The sequence below is a fragment of the Paracoccus sp. UBA5162 genome (assembly GCF_002413585.1).
Classification (GTDB): Bacteria; Pseudomonadota; Alphaproteobacteria; order Rhodobacterales; family Rhodobacteraceae; genus Paracoccus.
Genome location: NZ_DHXG01000038.1, coordinates 1 through 18,219, shown reverse-complemented (window position 1 = coordinate 18,219; position 18,219 = coordinate 1). Strand labels below are relative to the sequence as shown.

Genomic DNA, 18,219 nt, shown 5'->3' with positions numbered 1-18,219 from the left:
CACCTATTTCCAGCAGGTCGGCGGGCATGATTGCCGCCCCGTCTCGGGCGAACTGACCTATGGGCTGGAACGGCTGGCCATGTATGTGCTGGGCGCGGAACATGTCATGGACATGCCCTTCAACGATCCCGGGGCCGCGATTGCGCTGACCTATGGCGACATCTTCCGCCAGACCGAACAGGAATATTCGCGCTGGAACTTCGATCAGGCCGATACCGAAACGCTGTTTCAGCATTTCAAGGATGCCGAGGCCGAATGCGCCCGCATCATCGCGGCGTCCGAAACCGACAGCGCCGGCCGCCGCATCCCGATGGCGCATCCGGCCTATGACCAGTGCATCAAGGCCAGCCATATCTTCAACCTGCTGGACGCGCGCGGCGTCATTTCCGTGACCGAGCGGCAGGCCTATATCGGCCGCGTCCGCGCACTGGCCCGCGCCTGCGCCGATCTGTTCCTGACGACCGAAGCAGCGGGGGCATCGGCATGAACTGGGGCAGGATCGCGACGATCGGGCTTGCGCTGACGGCCCTCGCCTCGGGGGCCGGGGTCTGGTATGCGCAGCAATACGGCTATTACGAGCCGATCGATCCGGCCAGCCCGGATGCGGCGGTGCCGATCCAGACCGCCGAGGGACCGTCGCGGCTGAACATGACCGATTTTCAGGCCATCGACGCCGATAGTTCACCGATCCGCTGGCGGGCCTGTTTCCGGATCCAGGGCGATCTGCCCGCCGATGCCGTGCCCTTCCCGGCCGCCACGCCGCTGAACGGCCCGTTCTGGTTCGACTGCTACGACGCCGCCCGGATCGGCGCCGATCTGGAATCGGGTGCCGCAAGGGCATTTCTCAGCCAGTCCGAGATCCGTCCCGATGTGGACCGCGTGCTGGCGATCTATCCCGATGGCCGGGCCTATGGCTGGCAGCAATTCAACGACAAGACCCCGGAACGCGGAGTGATGGACTGATGCCCGATCTGCTGATCGAACTCTTTTCCGAGGAAATCCCCGCCCGGATGCAGGCCCGCGCGCGCGATGATCTGAAGCGGCTGGTCACCGACGGGCTGGTCCAGGCCGGGCTGACCTATGCCAGCGCGGGCGCCTTTTCGACGCCCCGGCGCCTTGCCCTGACCGTCGAGGGGCTCAGCGCCCAAAGCCCCGACACGCGCGAGGAACGCAAGGGCCCCCGCACCGACGCGCCCGAAAAGGCGCTGGAGGGCTTTCTGCGCGGGGCGGGCCTGACGCGCGACCAATTGCAAGTCCGCGACGACAAGAAGGGTCAGGTCTGGTTCGCCGTCATCGCCCGCAAGGGTCGCCCGGCATCCGAGATCGTGGCCGAGGTTCTGGAAACCACGATCCGCGATTTCCCCTGGCCCAAATCCATGCGTTGGGGCACGGGCTCTCTGCGTTGGGTCCGCCCGCTGCATTCGATCCTCTGCATCCTCAGCGACGAATCCGGCGCGACCACCGTGCCGCTGAACATCGACGGCATCGCGTCCGGCAACAGCACACGCGGTCACCGCTTCCTGTCGCCCGACGCCTTCACCGTCACCGGCTTCGATGACTACGTCGCCAGGCTGCGCCGCGCCCATGTCATGCTGGACCCGGCCGAGCGCGAGGCCGAAATCCGCCAGCAGGCCGAGAATCTGGCCTTCGCACGCGGCTGGCAGATCGTCCCCGATGATACGCTGCTGTCCGAGGTCGCGGGCCTCGTCGAATGGCCGGTGCCGCTGATGGGCGTGATCGAGGATCGTTTCCTGGACCTGCCGCCCGAGGTGCTGCAAACCTCGATGAAGGAGCACCAGAAATTCTTCTCGGCCCGCAACCCGAAAACCGGCCGGATCGAGGGCTTTGTGACCGTCGCCAATATCGCCACCCCCGATGACGGCGAAACGATCCTGGCTGGCAATCAGCGTGTTCTCGCCGCCCGCCTCTCCGACGCGGCCTTCTTCTGGGAAAACGACCTGCGCGAGGCAAAATCGGGCATGAACGCTTGGGCCGAGGGCCTGAAATCCGTGACCTTCCATAACAAGATGGGCAGCCAGGCCGACCGCATCGCCCGCGTCGCCGCACTGGCTCGCGAGATCGCGCCCATGGTCGGCGCCGACCCCGATCAGGCGGAAACCGCGGCCCGGGTCGCGAAACTCGACCTGCAGAGCGCCATGGTCGGCGAATTCCCCGAACTGCAAGGCATCATGGGCCGATATTACGCGCAGGCCGCCGGTTATCCCGACGCGGTGGCCGACGCCGCCCGCGACCACTACTCGCCACTCGGCCCATCCGACGCGGTGCCCACCGCCCCGGTCTCCGTGGCCGTCGCACTCGCCGACAAGATCGACACGCTGACCGGGTTCTGGGCGATCGACGAGAAGCCGACCGGCTCGAAGGATCCCTTTGCGCTGAGAAGGGCGGCGTTGGGGACTATTCGATTGATCGTTAACAATGTTGTTAGAAGTCATCTACTGGACGCTGCAAAAACCGGTCTCTTGGCCAATTTTTCTCATCAGCTCAACACTATTGGAGAGGAGCGAACCAAGGCCGTCGATCTTGCATGGGAGACCATCGTCGCGGAAGACGGACGATTGGCAAAACATGCTCAAAAAATCTTTGCAAAGGCGTTGAATGATCGGAATTCAAAAATCGATTGGAACGCGGCCGTTGAGAAGGCAAAGGCGCAAAGCCCTGATAGGGTCAAACTTGACCCTGACCGCCCGGGCACCCTTAACCATACGTCGCACAACCTCCTCGCCTTCCTCCACGACCGCCTCAAGGTCCATCTGCGCGATCAGGGCATCCGCCACGACATCATCGACGCGGTCCTGGCCCAACCCGGCAATGACGACCTCGTGCTGGTCGTCAACCGCGCCACGGCGCTGAACGCCATGCTGCAAACCGAAGACGGCCGGAACCTGACCCAGGGCCTCAAGCGCGCCGGAAACATCCTCGCGCAGGCCGAGGAGAAGGACGGCGTCGAATACAGCTTCGGCGCGGACGCGAAATTCGCGGAAACCGATCAGGAACGCGCCCTCTTTGCCGCCCTCGACAAAGCCGAACCCGCGATCAGACGGGCCATCGCGGACGAAGACTTCCCCGCCGCCATGACCGCCATCGCCGCGCTGCGCGCGCCCATCGACGCCTTCTTCGAGGCCGTCCAGGTCAACAGCGACAACCAGATCCTGCGCCGCAACCGCCTGAACCTGCTGTCGCGCATCCGCAACGCGGGCCGCGAGATCGCTGATTTCACGAAGATCGAAGGCTGACAAGGCCGGGACCTGACCGGCCCTCGCACTCTTTCCAAATACCTTCGGGGGGTCCGGGGGGCAGACAGCCCCCCGGCTGTCGCGGGACGCAATCAGACCACCCGGTCAACCATCATGTGCTTGATCGAGGCGATGGCCTTGGCCGGATTCAGCCCCTTCGGACAGGTATTGGTGCAGTTCATGATCGTGTGGCAGCGATACAGCTTGAACGGATCCTCCAGCTCGTCCAGCCGCTCACCGGTCGCCTCGTCGCGGCTGTCGACGATCCAGCGATAGGCCGTCAGCAGCGCGGCCGGACCCAGATAGCGGTCGCCGTTCCACCAATAGGACGGACAGGCGGTCGAACAGGACGCGCAGAGGATGCACTCATATAGCCCGTCCAGCTTCTTGCGATCCTCGATCGACTGTTTCCACTCTTTTCCCGGCGTCGGCGATTTGGTGACCAGGTAGGGATTGACCGAAGCGTGCTGGGCATAGAAATGCGTCAGGTCGGGGATCAGATCCTTGACCACCGGCATATGCGGCAGCGGATAGATGGCGATGTCGCCCGGAACCTCGTCGATTCCGTAGATGCAGGCCAGATGATTGCCGCCGCCGATGACCATGGCGCAGGATCCGCAAATCCCTTCTCGGCAGGACCGCCGGAACGACAGCGTCGGGTCAATCTCGTTCTTGATCTTGATCAGCGCGTCCAGAATCATCGGTCCGCATTTGTCGAGATCGACGAAATAGGTGTCCAGACGGGGGTTCTCGCCCGCCTCGGGATCCCAGCGATAGATCTGGAACTTCTTCACATTGGTCGCGCCCTCGGGCCTGGGCCAGGTCTTGCCGACCCGGATCTGGCTGTTCTTGGGCAGGGTGAACTGGACCATCGGATGCTCCTTTCAGGACGTGCCTTTTCCAGGCACCTCGGCGATGAACAGGTTTTGCGCGCGGGCGACCAGATCGACCACCTTTCCGCGCGCATGAGGATTAAGCGTCAGGCCGTTGAGCCGCCTCAGGAATTCGGTCGAACCGGCATTGAGTCGCTGCATCGCAGGCCCATCCAGCGGGGCAAGCGCCTCGATAATGGCATCGTCCAGCCCGGCATGGTGCAGCAATAGCCGCCCCGGACGACCGGGATCGGGCTCGTCTTCCAGCTTGAAGCGGCACAAACGATCAGGCCCCAGGACATCGGCCATCCGGCGGATCAGATCGCCCCAGCCAGGCATCGCATCGGTCCGGTTCAGGAAATCCTCGAAACCGTGCTGATAGCCGTCGGTGCGTACGGCCTGCGCCCAGACGCTGGCCTTCCACGCCGTCATGCTGCGTGTGTAGATGACGAAATCCACCGCAAAGCCCGCCGCGCAGCGCGACAGCAGACCCGCGATCCGCGGCAATTGCGGATAAAGCCGCGTCTCACCGCCATTGCCGGGCATCGCGCCGGCCAGGTTTTCGTGGCTCAGAAGCACCGGCAGGTCATTGGCGGGCAGCGTCTCCAGCACATCCTCGAAGGCGATCCGCAGCGCGATCTCGCGGTCCTCGGTGGGTCCCAGCGAATAGGCAATCGCCGCGCGTCCCAAAGGCCGCATGGGCGAGCCCTCCTCGGGGGTGCGCACGATCAGCCGCCGGGCCAGCGCGGCGGCGTTGCGGTTCAGATGGCGCTGGATCGCGGTGCTGCCCGTCTTCTGCACGCCCAGATGCAGGATCAGGCGGCGCTGGTCGGATTTCGTCGGCGCTGCCGTCATCGGCCTAGCCCCGCCAGCCAGGCTGGTCGGCCAGAACCCGCGTCGGCATCTGTCCCGATCGATTCACCACGCAGCGGTTGAACACGTCCGAGGGATCGCGCTGCATGATGTAATCGCTGGAAATTTCCAGATCGACCGAACCGCCGAGGCGCGAACCTCCGCCACCGCTGCCCACCCCCAGGGCGACTTCGCCGCGCGGAGCCTGGGCCAGTTCGGCATCGCGCAGGCAGACCCGTTCCGCCTGCTCCACCGGTATCGGAGCACAGGCTGCCAGCGCCGCCAGCAGCGGCACGGACCGGAACGGGGCCGCCCAGGCGCGCATCGGCTCAGGCCGTCTGCGCGGCGTTGGCGATGCATTGCGTGGTTGCGGGACGCGAGACGATCGAAGCGACGCTGTCGGCCGTGCCCGCCACGCCATTGCGCGTGGCCTGCGCGATGTCGATCAGTTCCGCCGTGGTGGCGTTCGACATGACGCAATCGGTATAGGGCGCCGTGTTCACGCCCGGCAAACGCTTCTGCATCTCGCTGTTGACGACGCTGCGCGCCACCTGACGCGAGGCGGCGTCGAGGGTGGTCGGGGTGGTCACGACCGGTGCGGTCGGCGTGGAAACGGTCGCGGTCGGCATCGGTGCGACGCAGCCTGCCAGCGTCAGCGCGGCGAGGCCCGAGGCGGCAATGATCTTGAAACGCATCAGTAAACCCTCTTCTTCGGAGCAATCTTCTTCAGGTCGATCCCGCCTTCTGCCTCTTTCGTCAGAGGTTCCAGATGGACGGGGCGGTAGTCGAGTTTAACCGTGTTCCCCTCTACCCTTGCAAGCGAATGCTTGCGCCAGGTGGCGTCATCCCGCTCAGGGTAATCCTCGTGCGCATGGGCGCCACGGCTTTCCTTGCGCGCCTCGGCGGCCACGATCGTGGCCAGCGCGTTGGGCATCAGGTTGGTCAGTTCCAGCGTCTCCATCAGGTCGGTGTTCCAGATCAGGCCACGATCGGTCACCTTCAGATCATCCAGCTTTGCGGCGATTGCCTCCATCTTCCGGACGCCATCGGCCAGCGTCTTGTCGGTGCGGAACACCGCCGCGTCGGCCTGCATGGTGCGCTGCATCTCGTTGCGCAACTCCGCCGTCGGCGTGCCGCCATCGGCATTGCGGATTTTGTCGAACCGCTCCAGCGCGTGGTCCACCTGCGCCTGGTTGGTCGCGGGGATCGGGCCCTCGCGGTCGATGACCTGCCCCGCCCGGATCGCGGCCGCGCGGCCGAAGACCACCAGGTCGATCAGGCTGTTCGAGCCAAGCCGGTTCGCGCCATGGACGCTGGCACAGCCGGCCTCGCCCACCGCCATCAGACCGGGGAATACGGCGTCGGGGGCGCCCTCGGCCGGGTTCAGCACCTCACCCCAGTAATTCGTGGGGATCCCGCCCATGTTGTAGTGAACGGTCGGCAGAACCGGGATCGGTTCGCGCGTGACATCGACGCCGGCGAAAATCCTGGCGCTTTCGCTGATGCCCGGCAGCCGTTCATGCAGCGTCTCGGGCGGCAGATGCATCAGGTTCAGGAAGATGTGGTCGCTTTCCTCGCCGACGCCGCGACCCTCGCGGATCTCCATCGTCATGCAGCGGCTGACCACATCGCGGCTGGCCAGATCCTTGTAGGTTGGGGCGTAACGCTCCATGAAGCGTTCGCCCTCGCTGTTGGTCAGATAGCCACCTTCGCCGCGCGCGCCTTCGGTGATCAGGCAGCCCGAGCCATAGATGCCGGTCGGATGGAACTGCACGAATTCCATGTCTTGCAGCGGCAGGCCCGCACGCGCCACCATGCCGCCGCCATCGCCGGTGCAGGTATGGGCGCTGGTGGCGCTGAAATAGGCGCGGCCATAGCCGCCGGTCGCCAGCACCACCATCTTGGCATTGAAGACATGCATCGTGCCGTCGTCCAGCTTCCAGCAGACGACACCGGTGCAGCGGCCATCGGTGATGACCAGGTCCAGTGCGAAATATTCGATGAAGAATTCCGCGTTTTCCTTCAGCGACTGACCATAAAGCGTGTGCAGGATCGCGTGGCCGGTCCGGTCGGCGGCAGCGCAGGTGCGCTGGACCGGGGGGCCCTCGCCGAATTCGGTGGTGTGGCCGCCGAACGGCCGCTGGTAGATCCTGCCCTCTTCGGTGCGGCTGAAGGGCACGCCGTAATGTTCCAGTTCGTAGACGGCCTTGGGCGCCTCGCGGGCCAGGTATTCCATCGCGTCGGTATCGCCCAGCCAGTCGCTGCCCTTGACCGTGTCATACATGTGCCACTGCCAGTTGTCGGGCCCCATGTTCGACAGGCTGGCCGCGATCCCGCCCTGCGCCGCGACGGTATGCGAGCGGGTCGGAAAAACCTTGGTCACGCAGGCCGTGCGCAGGCCCTGTTCGGCCATGCCCAGCGTCGCGCGCAGCCCGGCACCGCCGGCGCCGACCACGACCACGTCATAATCATGCGTCTGGATTTCGTAAGCAGCCATGGTTTCCTCAGATCACGATGGTCACAAGGGCCATCTTCGCCAGCGCGAAGAGGGCGGCCGCGATCACGGCCCAGCCGAAGATGACCGAGACGATGATCGCGACCTTGCGCTCGGTATGGTTCAGATAGTCATCGATCATGATCCGCGTGCCCTTGATGAAGTGCAGCATGCCCACGACGATGAACAGCGCGGTGATGATCGCCGGATAGGGGCGCCCGAAATAGGCCGCGACGCCCTCGCGCGGCAGGCCGATCGCGCTGCCGACCACCAGCATGAAGGCCGGGGTCAGCAGGACCAGCGCACAGGCGCTGACCGTCATGGCCCAGTGATGTGCGGTGCCGCTATGGGCGCTGCCAAGACCTTCGGCGGCCTTGCGGGGGGTGATGTAGCGCATGGTTGCCCTCGGTCAGCCGATGAAGAACAGGATCAGCGAGATCAGCGTCATCACGACCGACCCCACGATGATCACCCAGGAATTTCTTTTCGCCTCGTCGATTTCCAGCCCGTAACCGGCATCGTAGAACAGGTGGCGCACACCCGACAGCGCGTGAAACCACAGCGCCCAGGCCGATCCCGTCATCACGATGAAGCCGATCCACGACCGCATCACCCAATCGGCGGCGGCAAACGCGCCCGGGCTGGCGACGGCGGCCACCAGCCACCAGACCAGCAGCACGATCCCCGCGACAAGGGCGTGCCCGGTGATGCGCGTCATGATCGAGGCGATCGCCGCGATGGGCAGCCTGTAGACCTGAAGATGGGGGGAAAGCGGCCGGTTGCCCCGGTTCACATCGGCCATGATGCGGCCCTCCTTTGTCGGTTCTGTCAGACCCGGCGCGGGCGCGATGGCTGGCCGCACGGGCTGGCGATTGGTGCCGTTACTGACCGCGTTTGTGCCACCTGTCATCCGCAGTTACCAGAGCTTCGGTGGAAAAGAAGTCGAATTCGCGGTTTGTGATCACGGCCACGGCCTGCGTGATCACAGCAGGAATGCCGCAATGTCTCGCATTGGCGCCACCTGCCCGCTTCCCGGCCGCACAGCCCGGCCTGGCGCCTGTCACGGCCCGATCCGCGTCAGCACACCGCGATGATCCGAGCCCAATCGCGGCCGTGTCCCGCCGCGGCCCGCCCAGCCCCGCGGGATCAGCACATGGTCGATCGCCATCGGATAGATCCCTTTCAGCATGAACGTCGTGCGCAGCGGGCCGAGCGGCGCCGTGCCGGTCGCGGATGCGATCGCGCGGACCGCGCGGGACCAAGGAACCATGTTGAAATCTCCTCCGACCAGTGCCGGCTGCGCGATGCCTCTTATCTTCGGCATCAGCGTGTCCAGCTGCGCCGCCTGCCCGTAGGGCCAGGGCCAGGTCAGATGCAGCACCGCGACCGACACCGCCCCCATCGGGGTGCGGGCGCGGGCCGAGGCCAGGCCGCTTTTCGGCACGCAATCCCGACGATCCAGCGGCCAGCGGGACAGGATCGCGATGGCGCCGGTGGTGTCTCCGGGACAGATCAGTTGATAGGGAAGCCCGGCTTTCAGCCGTTCGGACACGGCAAGGTTGCGCCAGCTGACCTCTTCCAGAAAGACGATTCCGGCGCCGCTGGCCCGGATATCGGCGATGATCGGCGCCGGATCGGCCAGATCGAAACGCAGGTTCTTCTGATAGACCACGATCCCGTTCGCCGGCCCCTGCACCGGCCGCCACAGATCCCACAGGATCGGCGCCAGCGCGACCAGTGCCACGGCGCTTGCGGCCAAACCGGCCCGCCCGCGCAGGACAGGCGCCGTCAGCAGCAGCGCGACGGCCAGCGCCGGACGGAACACGGCCAGCGAATCCCCGGCCGGATGCCAGGCCCCGGCAAGGCTGCCGGCCAGCCCGATCAGACAGAATACCGCGATCAGGCGGGCCAGAATCCGCATCCTAGACCGGCATCAAGGCCCAGTAGTCGAGGTCCAGCAGAACCTCGGGCAGATATTTTCCATCCGCGCCCTTCAGCGCGAAGGCCGCGCTGTCGCCCTTGGTCGCGACCAGCCGCAGCCGGATCGCGCCGACGCCCGGCGCGCGGGTCTCGGCCTTGTCCAGCACCTCGGACCAGGCGCGGATCGTGTCGCCCGCAAAGCAGGGATTGGCATGGGCGCCGCCATTCAGCGCCACGATCATCTGCGCATTGGCCAGCCCGTTGAAGGACAGGGCGCGGGCCATCGAGATGACATGCCCGCCATAGATCAGCCGCCGGCCATCGTTGCGGAAGGTGGCGTCGAAATGCACCTTGGCGGTGTTCTGCCACAGCCGCGTGGCCAGCATATGTTCGGCCTCTTCGATGGTGACGCCATCGACGTGGTCGATTCGCTCGCCCGGATGGTAATCGCCCAGACGATGCGGCTCGCCGGCCAGTTCGAAGTCGTAATCGGAAAAATCCAGACCCTTGGGAACCGCCAGACCGGCCGGGTCGACGACCGGATCCAGATCCGGCACCACGGTGTCGGGCGCCGGCGCGTCGGGCGCCCGTTTGCGCACCATCACCCAGCGGACGTAATCCAGCACCGGTTCGCCCATCTGGTTCAGTCCGCGCGTGCGCACCCAGACCACGCCCGATGTCCCGTTCGAGGTCTGCCTGAGGCCGATCACCTCGGATTCGGCGCGCAGCGTGTCGCCCGGCATGACCGGGTTGAGCCAGCGGCCCTGGGCATAGCCCAGATTGGCGACGGCATTGACGCTGATATCGGGGACCGTCTTGCCGAAGATGACATGAAAGCCGATCAGATCATTCAGCGGACTGCCTTCGAGGCCGCAACCGGCGGCAAAATCGTCGCTGGAATACAACGCATGCCGCGACGGATAGAGCGCGTGATAAAGGGCCCGTTCGCCCTCGGCCAGGGTGCGCGGCGCGGCGTGGCGGATCACCTGACCGACCCGGTAATCCTCGAAGAAGCGGCCCGGATCGGTCTTGCTCATTGCTGTCCCAGCTTCATCTCGGAATGGTATTCGGCGTGGATGTCCTTGGTCACCGCCTGCGCCATCCGCATCACCCCCTTCTGCGGATCGAAGGCCATCGAGGGGCCGCCATGCAGGGTCCAGCCCTTCGACAGCGCCTCGCTGACGCGGTGGCAGAAGCGAGAGGTGTCATCATCGGTAATGCAGCGGTAAAGCGTCGTCATCTCAGCCTCCGAAGGGCCATGGGCCAATCAGGCCGTGGATCAGACCGACCACCAGCAGCACGACGACTGCGCCGACGGCGGCCATCGCCTCCTTGCGGGCCGGGAACGGGCCGGCGGGCGGGGTCCAGGGGCTGCGGTTGATCAGCGCCATCTCGACCAGCGCCCAGACCAGCAGACCGCCAAACAGCACGAGGCTGGGCAGATCACCATTGACCAGCAGATGCGCCACCGCCCACAGCGAAAAGCCGATCAGTTGCGGATGGCGGGTCATCGCCGTCACCCGCGTCTTCATGCCGCTGGCCGCGAACAGGTAGAAGGCGATCAGCACCAGCAGGTTGTTGATTCCGACCAGCGCCGCCGAGGGGCCCCACCAGACCGGGCCGTCGGCGGCCTTGTATCCCCAGATCATCAGCAGCACCGAAACGATCAGGGCAGCGGCGACCATCCCCTTGCCCTTGTCTCCCACCGCGGCCCTCTGGGCGGGCGCCACGCGTTTCCACAGATGCGCAGCCCACCACAGGGCCACGCCAAGGATCAGGATCAGCATCTGGCTTCCTTTCGTTTCGGCTGGATCGGCCTCACGTTGACGCTAACCGGCCATGGCTGCAATAGCCTCGGCGCGATCCAGGGTGCTGCGGGCGGTTTCGACATGCAGGTTCTCGACGATCCGGCCATCCACCACGGCCACGCCCCGGCCATCGGCGCCGGCCTGCCGGAACGCCTCGATCTGGCGTCGGGCCAGCGCGATCTCGGCCTCGGTCGGGGCGAAGGCCTGGTTCGCGACGGCCAGCTGCGCCGGATGGATCAGGGTCTTGCCGTCAAAGCCCATGTCGCGGCCCTGTTCGCATTCGGCCCGCAGGCCCGCGTCATCCCTGAAGGCGTTGAACACGCCATCCACGATCACCTTTCGAAAGGCCTTCGCGGCCAGCAGACACAGCCCCAGCCCGGTCTGCATCGGCAATCGGTCGGGGCGAAAACGGCTGTTCAGTTCCTTGGCCAGGTCGTTCGTGCCCATGACCATGCCCTGCAGGCGCGGATGGGCGGCGATCTCGGCCGCGTTCAGCATCGCCAGCGGCGTTTCCATCATCGCCCAGAGGGCCAGATCCGGGCACAGCGCCGCGACCGCATCCAGATCGGCCGCGGTATCCACCTTGGGGATCAGCACCGCATCGGCGCATCCGACCAGATCCGCGCAGAAGCGGGCATCGTCATCGCCCCATTCGCTCGCCAGCGCGTTGATCCGCACGATCCGGGCACGGGCTCCGTAATCCCTGGTCAGCGCCGCCCCCAGTGCTTCTCGCGCCGCGACCTTTTCCGGCGGCGCCACCGCGTCTTCAAGATCGAAGATGATTGCGTCGGCCGGCAGCCCCTGCGCCTTTTCCATCGCGCGCCGGTTGGCTGCCGGAATGTAGAGGACGGAACGATAGGGGCGCGCCATGACAGACCTCCGGGAAATAATGTTGCGCGAAACTGCCTCTGGCAGCCAGAAATGGCAAGGAAAAAATTGCCGCGGCGCGGCATCGCCCCCCCCGCGCCGGCCGGATCAGCCCCATATCAGCCCATGGGGGCGCCTTTGCCTTCGGACCTGCGGATCCGGTTCGCCGGCCGCTTGGGTCCGCATCCGGAAACGGCGACCAAGGCTGCTGCCATGCCGCACGCCACGGGCAGAGACTTGCGATTCGGATGTCGAGGGCTTAACCAACGCCGCGAGATTCCATCCATGACATCGGAGGTTAACCATGGCCCGACCCAAGATCGCACTTATCGGTGCGGGGCAGATCGGCGGCACGCTGGCCCATCTGGCCGCGATGAAGGAACTGGGCGACGTCGTCCTGTTCGACATTGCCGAGGGCGCGCCGCAAGGCAAGGCGCTGGACATCGCCGAATCGGGCCCGGCCGAAGGCTTCGACGCGGCGCTGAAGGGCACGAATGATTATGCAGACATCGCCGGCGCCGATGTCTGCATCGTCACCGCCGGCGTTCCGCGCAAGCCGGGGATGAGCCGCGACGACCTGCTGGGGATCAACCTCAAGGTCATGAAATCGGTCGGTGAAGGTATCAGGACCCATGCGCCCGACGCCTTCGTCATCTGCATCACCAACCCGCTGGACGCGATGGTCTGGGCGCTGCAGAAATTCAGCGGCCTGCCCGCGAACAAGGTCTGCGGCATGGCCGGCGTGCTGGATTCGGCCCGCTTCCGCCATTTCCTCAGCCTCGAATTCGGCGTCTCGATGCGCGACGTATCCGCCTTCGTGCTGGGCGGGCACGGCGACACGATGGTGCCTCTGACCCGCTATTCGACCGTCGCGGGCATCCCGCTGCCCGATCTGGTCAAGATGGGCTGGACCACGCAGGACAAGCTGAATGCCATCGTCCAGCGCACCCGCGATGGCGGGGCCGAGATCGTCAGCCTGCTGAAGACCGGCAGCGCCTTCTATGCCCCCGCGACCAGCGCCATCGAGATGGCCGAGGCCTATCTGAAGGATCAGAAGCGTGTGCTGCCCTGCGCGGCGAATGTGGACGGGGCCTATGGCCTGAAGGGGATCTATGTCGGCGTGCCGACCGTGATCGGCGCGAACGGGATCGAGAAGGTCATCGACATCAAGCTGGACAAGGACGAAAAGGCGATGCTGGACAAGTCGGTCGAGGCGGTCAGGGGTCTTGTCGCGGCCTGCAAGGATATCGACAATAGCCTGGCCTGATCGGTTCCGATGCCGGACCTTACACACGGCGCGCCGAATCCGGCGCGCCGTTCTTTTTTCCTGCACCGGGGCCTGGGCGCAGGCCGACCCCTCCAAGGGCCTGCGCGATCCGCTGCAACGCGTATTGCGGGCGCCCTGGCCAGATGGCACAAGACGCCCATGGCCAAATCCGTCTCTGCCTTCAGCTGCACCGAATGCGGCGTCGCACACAAGAAATGGGCCGGGCGCTGCGATGCCTGCGGGGCCTGGAACAGCATCGTCGAGGAAGCTCCGCTGAGCCACGGGCCGGGGCGCGGTCTGGGCGCGGCCAAGGGGCGCCGCGTTGCGCTGACGGGTCTTGCCACCGACGAGCCGCCGCCGCCGCGCAGCGTCTCGGGGATGGCGGAACTGGACCGGGTTCTGGGTGGCGGACTGGTGCCCGGCAGCGCGATCCTGGTCGGCGGCGATCCCGGCATCGGCAAATCGACCCTGCTGTTGCAGGGCGCTGCGGCCTTCGCGCGGCGCGGCCTCGATGCGGTCTATATCAGCGGCGAGGAGGCCAGCGCACAGGTCAGGATGCGCGCGCAAAGGCTGGGTCTGGCCGATGCGCCGGTCCGGCTGGGGGCGGAAACCAACTTGCGCGACATCCTGACCACGCTGGACGGCGAACGCCCGGATCTTGCCATCATCGATTCGGTTCAGACGCTGTGGTCCGATCATGTCGAGGCCGCGCCCGGAAGCGTGGCGCAGGTGCGCGCCGCCGCGCACGAGCTCGTGACCTTCGCCAAGCGGCGCGGCGTGGCGGTGGTTCTGGTCGGGCACGTCACCAAGGAGGGCCAGATCGCCGGGCCGCGCGTGGTCGAACACATGGTCGATACCGTGCTGTATTTCGAGGGCGAGCGCGGTCATCAGTTCCGCATCCTGCGCAGCGTCAAGAACCGCTTCGGCCCCGCCGACGAGATCGGCGTGTTCGAGATGACCGGCGCGGGGCTGGCCGAGGTTGCCAACCCCTCGGCGCTGTTTCTGTCCGAACGCGGCCAGCCTTCACCCGGCAGCGCGGTCTTTGCCGGGATCGAGGGCACGCGGCCGGTGCTGACCGAGGTTCAGGCCCTGGTCGCGCCCTCCACCCTTGCCTCGCCGCGCCGCACCGTGGTCGGGCTTGACAGCGGCCGTGTCAGCACCATCCTTGCCGTGCTGGAGGCCCGCTGCGGCATTCCCTTCGCCGGGCTCGACGTGTTCCTGAACGTCGCCGGCGGGATGCGGGTCAGCGAACCGGCCGCCGACCTGGCCATCGCCGGCGCCCTGCTGTCGGCGCGCGAGGACAGCGCGCTGCCGCCCGAGGCGGTGCTTTTCGGCGAAATCAGCCTGTCGGGCGCGCTGCGCCCCGTCGCGCAGGCCGAAAACAGGTTGAAAGAGGCGCAGAAACTTGGTTTTTCACAGGCGATCTTACCCGAAGGCCAGAAGGTCGAGGGGGTCGGATCGGATCGCGGCGGCATGGGAACGCGGCGCATCGCCGATCTGACGGAATTTGTGGGCGAGATCTTCGGCGCCGGCTGAACCGCCTGAAAATGCAACGATATCCGGCGCGGGGGCGGGACTACATGGACGGTTTCACGATCATCGACGCGGTGGTGGCGGCGGTCATCATTCTTTCCGCGATACTGGCATGGTCGCGCGGCTTCGTGCGCGAATCGCTGGCCATCCTGGGCTGGATCGCGGCGGCCATCCTGGCCTTTCTCTTCGCCGCTGCGGTGCGGCCGATGATCGCCCAGCTTCCGGTTCTGGACCGTTTCCTGGGCGACAGTTGCGAATTGGCCACGATCGCGGGCTTCGCGGTGGTCTTCGCCCTCGCCCTGGTCGTCTTCTCGATCATCACGCCGCTGTTTTCCTCGGTCGTGCAACGGTCGGCCCTGGGCGGGGTGGATCAGGGAATGGGCTTTCTGTTCGGCGTGGCGCGCGGCATCCTTCTGGTCGCCATCGTCTTCATCGTCTACGACCGGGTGATGACCAGCCAGCAGGTCGCGATGGTCGAAAATTCACGCTCGGCGCAGGTGTTCGAACGGATGCGCGGCCAGATGGACGAACGTATCCCCGAAGATGCGCCCGGCTGGATCGTCAGCCGCTACGAACAGATGGTCGGCGGCTGCGGCGCGACGACCGAAACCGTCGATCCGGACACCGCCCCGGCCCGGACCGGTGATGCGGCGCCGGCCTCGAACTGAGGCGGCGTGCCCGGCCATGGCCGCTGATGTCGGTGATGTGACGAAAATTCCGCTTCTGCGGATAGCCGGGGCGTGACTCTGGGTCCGGCCCGCACTACATAGCCCTCGACAGTCCAAAGCCAGTCAGGATGCCATGATGCAGCCATTCTTGGCCCATCCGTTCGATTCGGACCGCCTGCACGAGGAATGCGGGGTATTCGGCGCGATCGGGATGGCGGATGCCTCGAATTTCGTCGCTCTCGGCCTGCACGCGTTGCAGCATCGCGGGCAGGAGGCCGGCGGCATCGTCGCCCATGATCCCGAACACGGGTTCAACAGCGCCCACCGCTTCGGCTATGTGCGCGACAATTTCACCAAGACCGACGTGATGGCGACGCTGCCGGGACCGCTGGCGATCGGGCATGTGCGCTATTCCACCGCCGGGACCAAGGCCAATACCGCGATCCGCGACGTGCAACCGTTCTTCGGCGAATTCTCGATGGGCGGCTGCGCCATCGCCCATAACGGCAACATCACCAATGCCGCCGCCCTGCGCCGCGAGCTGACCGAACGCGGCAGCATCTTCCAGTCCTCATCGGACAGCGAATGCATCATCCACCTGATGGCGCGGTCGATCCAGCGCAACATCCCCGAACGGATGAAGGATGCGCTGCGCCGGGTCGAGGGCGCGTTCAGCGTCATCGCGATGACCCGGACCAAGCTGATCGGCGTGCGTGATCCGCTGGGCGTGCGGCCGCTGGTTCTGGGCAAGGTCGGCGACGATGGCTTCTGTCTGGCATCAGAAACCTGCGCGCTGGACATCATCGGTGCCGATTTCGTGCGCGAGATCGAACCGGGCGAGATGGTGGTCATCACCAAGGGCAAGGTCGAAAGCTCTCGCCCCTTCGGGCCCTCGACCGGCCGGTTCTGCATCTTCGAACATGTCTACTTCTCGCGTCCCGATTCGATCATCGGCGGCCGCTCGGTCTATGAGACCCGGCGCCAGATCGGGGTCGAACTGGCCCGCGAGGCGCCGATCGAGGCGGATCTGGTCTGTCCGGTCCCCGACAGCGGCACGCCGGCCGCGATCGGGTTCGCGCAGGAATCCGGGATCCCCTATGGCATGGGAATCATCCGCAACCAGTATATGGGCCGGACCTTCATCGAGCCGACCGAACAGATCCGCAACATGGGCGTGCGCCTGAAGCTGAACGTCAACCGATCGCTGATCGCGGGCAAGCGGGTGGTTCTGGTTGACGACAGCGTGGTGCGCGGCACGACCAGCCGCAAGATCAAGGACATGATCATCGACGCGGGCGCCGCCGAGGTGCATTTCCGCATCGCCTCGCCTCCGACCGCCTGGCCGTGCTTCTACGGCGTGGACACGCCCGAGCGGGACAAGCTGCTGGCGGCCCAGATGAGCCCCGAGGAAATGCGCGACTGGATCGGCGTCGACAGCCTGGCCTTCGTATCGCTGGACGGGCTCTACCGCGCGGTCGGCGAGGCGGGAGGCCGCAACACCAAGAGCCCGCAATATTGCGATGCCTGTTTCTCGGGCGATTACCCGGTCGCGCCCTTCGACCAGCTCGAACGCGGCTTTCGCATGAAGCCGGGTTCCGAAACCGCAATCAACGAGGCGGCCGAGTAAGGCTTGCGTTCCGCAAACGCCGGGGCTGATCGTCCCTGGCCGAAGACCGAGGCCAGTCAGGGAACGATGGTTTCCAGGGGGTCGTAATGCGCCGCGGCATCGCCCCAGATGGCGGCGGCAAGGCTGTCCGGCTTGTGGCGCAACGCGCCCAGTTCGACCTGCGTGACCCAGCGGAAACGGTTCACCACGCCTTCGGGATCGGCCAGCGAAACCTCGTCGGTGGCGATCAGCGTGGCGCGGAACAGCAGGTCGACCTGATGAAAGCCGCGCGCCGGGTCGTGAAATTCGTTTACCAGAAACGGCGCGCCGACGCTGATCAGCAGACCGGTTTCCTCGGCCACCTCGCGCATCAGGTTTTCTGGCAGGGACTGGCCCGGCTCGACCCCGCCGCCGGGCAGGCACCACAGATCGCTGCGTTCGCCCGGATAGGCGTTGACCATCAGCAGCCGGTCACGATGCAGGATCGCGGCGCGGACCGCCAGCCTCGGGCGCGCAACCCTCATTCCGCGATCCGGTTCAGGTGGCCCATCTTGCGGCCCGGCCGCGCCTCGCCCTTGCCATAGAGATGAACCTGCGTGCGCGGTGCGACCAGCAGATCCGGCACGCGGCCGATATCATCGCCGATCAGGTTCTCCATCACCACATCGGCGAAACGCTTGCCATCGCCCAGGGGCAGGCCCGCCACGGCGCGGATATGCTGTTCGAACTGATCGACGGCGCAGCCGGCCTGCGTCCAGTGGCCCGAATTATGCACGCGCGGCGCGATCTCGTTCACGATCAGCCCGTCGGGCGTCACGAACAGCTCGACTCCCATCACGCCGACATAATCCAGTGCGTTGACGATCCGGCCCGCGATCAGCACCGCGTCGGTGGTCGCGCGCGCGGGCAGCCCGCAAGGCACCGTCGTGGATCGCAGGATGCCGTCGCGATGGACGTTCAGGCCGGGATCATAGGCCGCCACCTGCCCGTCTGCACCACGCGCGACGATGACGCTGATCTCGGCCGAGAAATCGACGAAACCTTCCAGAATTGAAGGCGCGCCGGTCCATTCGGCGGC

Annotated in this window: 21 protein-coding genes; 7 read left to right on the top strand and 14 right to left on the bottom strand. The window is 66.0% G+C overall.

What is annotated here, in order from left to right; translation table 11 throughout:
• The 3 genes from B4A72_RS05330 to glyS all read left to right on the top strand — a co-directional run.
• Positions 1 to 487, top strand: a 487-nt coding sequence (locus tag B4A72_RS05330) for a glycine--tRNA ligase subunit alpha (RefSeq protein ID WP_292978195.1), incomplete at its 5' end; no start/stop codon positions are given.
• Positions 484 to 963 carry a DUF6446 family protein gene (locus B4A72_RS05325; protein WP_292951391.1) on the top strand — a complete coding sequence of 160 codons (480 nt, stop codon included), beginning with the start codon at positions 484 to 486 and terminating at the stop codon, positions 961 to 963. The genes B4A72_RS05330 and B4A72_RS05325, both read left to right, overlap by 4 nt.
• On the top strand, positions 963 to 3,254 hold the full coding sequence (glyS, locus tag B4A72_RS05320) for a glycine--tRNA ligase subunit beta (RefSeq protein WP_292951388.1): 2,292 nt from the start codon (positions 963 to 965) through the stop codon (positions 3,252 to 3,254). The genes B4A72_RS05325 and glyS overlap by 1 nt, the downstream gene beginning before the upstream one ends.
• Positions 3,255 to 3,346: 92 nt before the next feature.
• Here the strand turns inward: glyS and B4A72_RS05315 are convergent, their stop codons facing one another.
• The 12 genes from B4A72_RS05315 to B4A72_RS05260 all read right to left on the bottom strand — a co-directional run bounded on the left by B4A72_RS05315 (position 3,347) and on the right by B4A72_RS05260 (position 12,070).
• A complete protein-coding gene (locus B4A72_RS05315) occupies positions 3,347 to 4,126 on the bottom strand; it encodes a succinate dehydrogenase iron-sulfur subunit (RefSeq protein ID WP_292951385.1) in 780 nt (259 codons plus the stop codon).
• Positions 4,127 to 4,138: 12 nt separating this feature from the next.
• Positions 4,139 to 4,981, bottom strand: a complete 843-nt coding sequence (locus B4A72_RS05310) for a hypothetical protein (RefSeq protein ID WP_292951382.1) — start codon at positions 4,979 to 4,981, stop codon at positions 4,139 to 4,141.
• A 4-nt stretch (positions 4,982 to 4,985) separates the two neighbouring features.
• Positions 4,986 to 5,303, bottom strand: coding sequence for a hypothetical protein (locus B4A72_RS05305; protein ID WP_292951379.1), 318 nt, complete (start codon positions 5,301 to 5,303; stop codon positions 4,986 to 4,988).
• Between the two features lie 4 nt (positions 5,304 to 5,307).
• On the bottom strand, positions 5,308 to 5,673 hold the full coding sequence (locus tag B4A72_RS05300) for a hypothetical protein (RefSeq protein WP_292951376.1): 366 nt from the start codon (positions 5,671 to 5,673) through the stop codon (positions 5,308 to 5,310).
• On the bottom strand, positions 5,673 to 7,475 hold the full coding sequence (gene sdhA / locus B4A72_RS05295; RefSeq protein WP_292951373.1) for a succinate dehydrogenase flavoprotein subunit: 1,803 nt from the start codon (positions 7,473 to 7,475) through the stop codon (positions 5,673 to 5,675). The genes B4A72_RS05300 and sdhA overlap by 1 nt, the downstream gene beginning before the upstream one ends.
• Before the next feature lie 7 nt (positions 7,476 to 7,482).
• Entirely contained in the window at positions 7,483 to 7,869 is a 387-nt protein-coding gene (locus B4A72_RS05290; protein ID WP_292951370.1) for a succinate dehydrogenase, hydrophobic membrane anchor protein, read from the bottom strand.
• Between the two features lie 12 nt (positions 7,870 to 7,881).
• The gene (sdhC, locus tag B4A72_RS05285) at positions 7,882 to 8,274 is read right to left on the bottom strand and encodes a succinate dehydrogenase, cytochrome b556 subunit (RefSeq protein ID WP_292951367.1); all 393 of its coding nucleotides are present in this window, start codon (positions 8,272 to 8,274) and stop codon (positions 7,882 to 7,884) included.
• A 258-nt stretch (positions 8,275 to 8,532) separates the two neighbouring features.
• A complete protein-coding gene (locus B4A72_RS05280; protein ID WP_292951364.1) occupies positions 8,533 to 9,393 on the bottom strand; it encodes an endonuclease/exonuclease/phosphatase family protein in 861 nt (286 codons plus the stop codon).
• A gap of 1 nt (position 9,394) precedes the next feature.
• Positions 9,395 to 10,429 carry a MaoC family dehydratase gene (locus tag B4A72_RS05275; RefSeq protein ID WP_292978194.1) on the bottom strand — a complete coding sequence of 345 codons (1,035 nt, stop codon included), beginning with the start codon at positions 10,427 to 10,429 and terminating at the stop codon, positions 9,395 to 9,397.
• Complete coding sequence (locus B4A72_RS05270) at positions 10,426 to 10,632, bottom strand: DUF1737 domain-containing protein (RefSeq protein WP_292951358.1); 207 nt, start codon at positions 10,630 to 10,632, stop codon at positions 10,426 to 10,428. The genes B4A72_RS05275 and B4A72_RS05270 overlap by 4 nt, the downstream gene beginning before the upstream one ends.
• 1 nt (position 10,633) lies before the next feature.
• A complete protein-coding gene (locus B4A72_RS05265) occupies positions 10,634 to 11,179 on the bottom strand; it encodes an NnrU family protein (RefSeq protein ID WP_292951355.1) in 546 nt (181 codons plus the stop codon).
• A 42-nt stretch (positions 11,180 to 11,221) separates the two neighbouring features.
• Positions 11,222 to 12,070 carry an HpcH/HpaI aldolase/citrate lyase family protein gene (locus B4A72_RS05260; protein WP_292951352.1) on the bottom strand — a complete coding sequence of 283 codons (849 nt, stop codon included), beginning with the start codon at positions 12,068 to 12,070 and terminating at the stop codon, positions 11,222 to 11,224.
• A gap of 301 nt (positions 12,071 to 12,371) precedes the next feature.
• On the opposite strand from B4A72_RS05260, the gene mdh reads away from it, so the two are divergent.
• The 4 genes from mdh to purF all read left to right on the top strand — a co-directional run bounded on the left by mdh (position 12,372) and on the right by purF (position 17,162).
• On the top strand, positions 12,372 to 13,334 hold the full coding sequence (gene mdh, locus B4A72_RS05255; RefSeq protein ID WP_292951349.1) for a malate dehydrogenase: 963 nt from the start codon (positions 12,372 to 12,374) through the stop codon (positions 13,332 to 13,334).
• Between the two features lie 159 nt (positions 13,335 to 13,493).
• Positions 13,494 to 14,870: a DNA repair protein RadA gene (gene radA / locus B4A72_RS05250; protein ID WP_292951346.1), complete on the top strand. Its 1,377-nt coding sequence runs from the start codon at positions 13,494 to 13,496 to the stop codon at positions 14,868 to 14,870.
• 44 nt (positions 14,871 to 14,914) lie between these two features.
• Positions 14,915 to 15,535, top strand: coding sequence for a CvpA family protein (locus B4A72_RS05245; protein ID WP_292951466.1), 621 nt, complete (start codon positions 14,915 to 14,917; stop codon positions 15,533 to 15,535).
• A 136-nt stretch (positions 15,536 to 15,671) separates the two neighbouring features.
• Positions 15,672 to 17,162 carry an amidophosphoribosyltransferase gene (gene purF / locus B4A72_RS05240; RefSeq protein ID WP_292951343.1) on the top strand — a complete coding sequence of 497 codons (1,491 nt, stop codon included), beginning with the start codon at positions 15,672 to 15,674 and terminating at the stop codon, positions 17,160 to 17,162.
• Between the two features lie 56 nt (positions 17,163 to 17,218).
• Here the strand turns inward: purF and B4A72_RS05235 are convergent, their stop codons facing one another.
• Together B4A72_RS05235 and B4A72_RS05230 are read right to left on the bottom strand one after the other, a co-directional pair.
• Entirely contained in the window at positions 17,219 to 17,665 is a 447-nt protein-coding gene (locus B4A72_RS05235) for an NUDIX domain-containing protein (protein WP_292951340.1), read from the bottom strand.
• Positions 17,662 to 18,219, bottom strand: a 558-nt coding sequence (locus B4A72_RS05230; RefSeq protein WP_292978193.1) for an ATP-grasp domain-containing protein, incomplete at its 5' end; no start/stop codon positions are given. The genes B4A72_RS05235 and B4A72_RS05230, both read right to left, overlap by 4 nt.

Bases quoted from the DNA above. Each gene is read 5' to 3' on its own strand.
- B4A72_RS05325 (WP_292951391.1), top strand. From the start codon at position 484: ATGAACTGGGGCAGGATCGCGACGATCGGGCTTGCGCTGACGGCCCTC.
- glyS (WP_292951388.1), top strand. From the start codon at position 963: ATGCCCGATCTGCTGATCGAACTCTTTTCCGAGGAAATCCCCGCCCGG.
- B4A72_RS05315 (WP_292951385.1), bottom strand. From the start codon at position 4,126: ATGGTCCAGTTCACCCTGCCCAAGAACAGCCAGATCCGGGTCGGCAAG.
- B4A72_RS05310 (WP_292951382.1), bottom strand. From the start codon at position 4,981: ATGACGGCAGCGCCGACGAAATCCGACCAGCGCCGCCTGATCCTGCAT.
- B4A72_RS05305 (WP_292951379.1), bottom strand. From the start codon at position 5,303: ATGCGCGCCTGGGCGGCCCCGTTCCGGTCCGTGCCGCTGCTGGCGGCG.
- B4A72_RS05300 (WP_292951376.1), bottom strand. From the start codon at position 5,673: ATGCGTTTCAAGATCATTGCCGCCTCGGGCCTCGCCGCGCTGACGCTG.
- sdhA (WP_292951373.1), bottom strand. From the start codon at position 7,475: ATGGCTGCTTACGAAATCCAGACGCATGATTATGACGTGGTCGTGGTC.
- B4A72_RS05290 (WP_292951370.1), bottom strand. From the start codon at position 7,869: ATGCGCTACATCACCCCCCGCAAGGCCGCCGAAGGTCTTGGCAGCGCC.
- sdhC (WP_292951367.1), bottom strand. From the start codon at position 8,274: ATGGCCGATGTGAACCGGGGCAACCGGCCGCTTTCCCCCCATCTTCAG.
- B4A72_RS05280 (WP_292951364.1), bottom strand. From the start codon at position 9,393: ATGCGGATTCTGGCCCGCCTGATCGCGGTATTCTGTCTGATCGGGCTG.
- B4A72_RS05275 (WP_292978194.1), bottom strand. From the start codon at position 10,429: ATGAGCAAGACCGATCCGGGCCGCTTCTTCGAGGATTACCGGGTCGGT.
- B4A72_RS05270 (WP_292951358.1), bottom strand. From the start codon at position 10,632: ATGACGACGCTTTACCGCTGCATTACCGATGATGACACCTCTCGCTTC.
- B4A72_RS05265 (WP_292951355.1), bottom strand. From the start codon at position 11,179: ATGCTGATCCTGATCCTTGGCGTGGCCCTGTGGTGGGCTGCGCATCTG.
- B4A72_RS05260 (WP_292951352.1), bottom strand. From the start codon at position 12,070: ATGGCGCGCCCCTATCGTTCCGTCCTCTACATTCCGGCAGCCAACCGG.
- mdh (WP_292951349.1), top strand. From the start codon at position 12,372: ATGGCCCGACCCAAGATCGCACTTATCGGTGCGGGGCAGATCGGCGGC.
- radA (WP_292951346.1), top strand. From the start codon at position 13,494: ATGGCCAAATCCGTCTCTGCCTTCAGCTGCACCGAATGCGGCGTCGCA.
- B4A72_RS05245 (WP_292951466.1), top strand. From the start codon at position 14,915: ATGGACGGTTTCACGATCATCGACGCGGTGGTGGCGGCGGTCATCATT.
- purF (WP_292951343.1), top strand. From the start codon at position 15,672: ATGCAGCCATTCTTGGCCCATCCGTTCGATTCGGACCGCCTGCACGAG.
- B4A72_RS05235 (WP_292951340.1), bottom strand. From the start codon at position 17,665: ATGAGGGTTGCGCGCCCGAGGCTGGCGGTCCGCGCCGCGATCCTGCAT.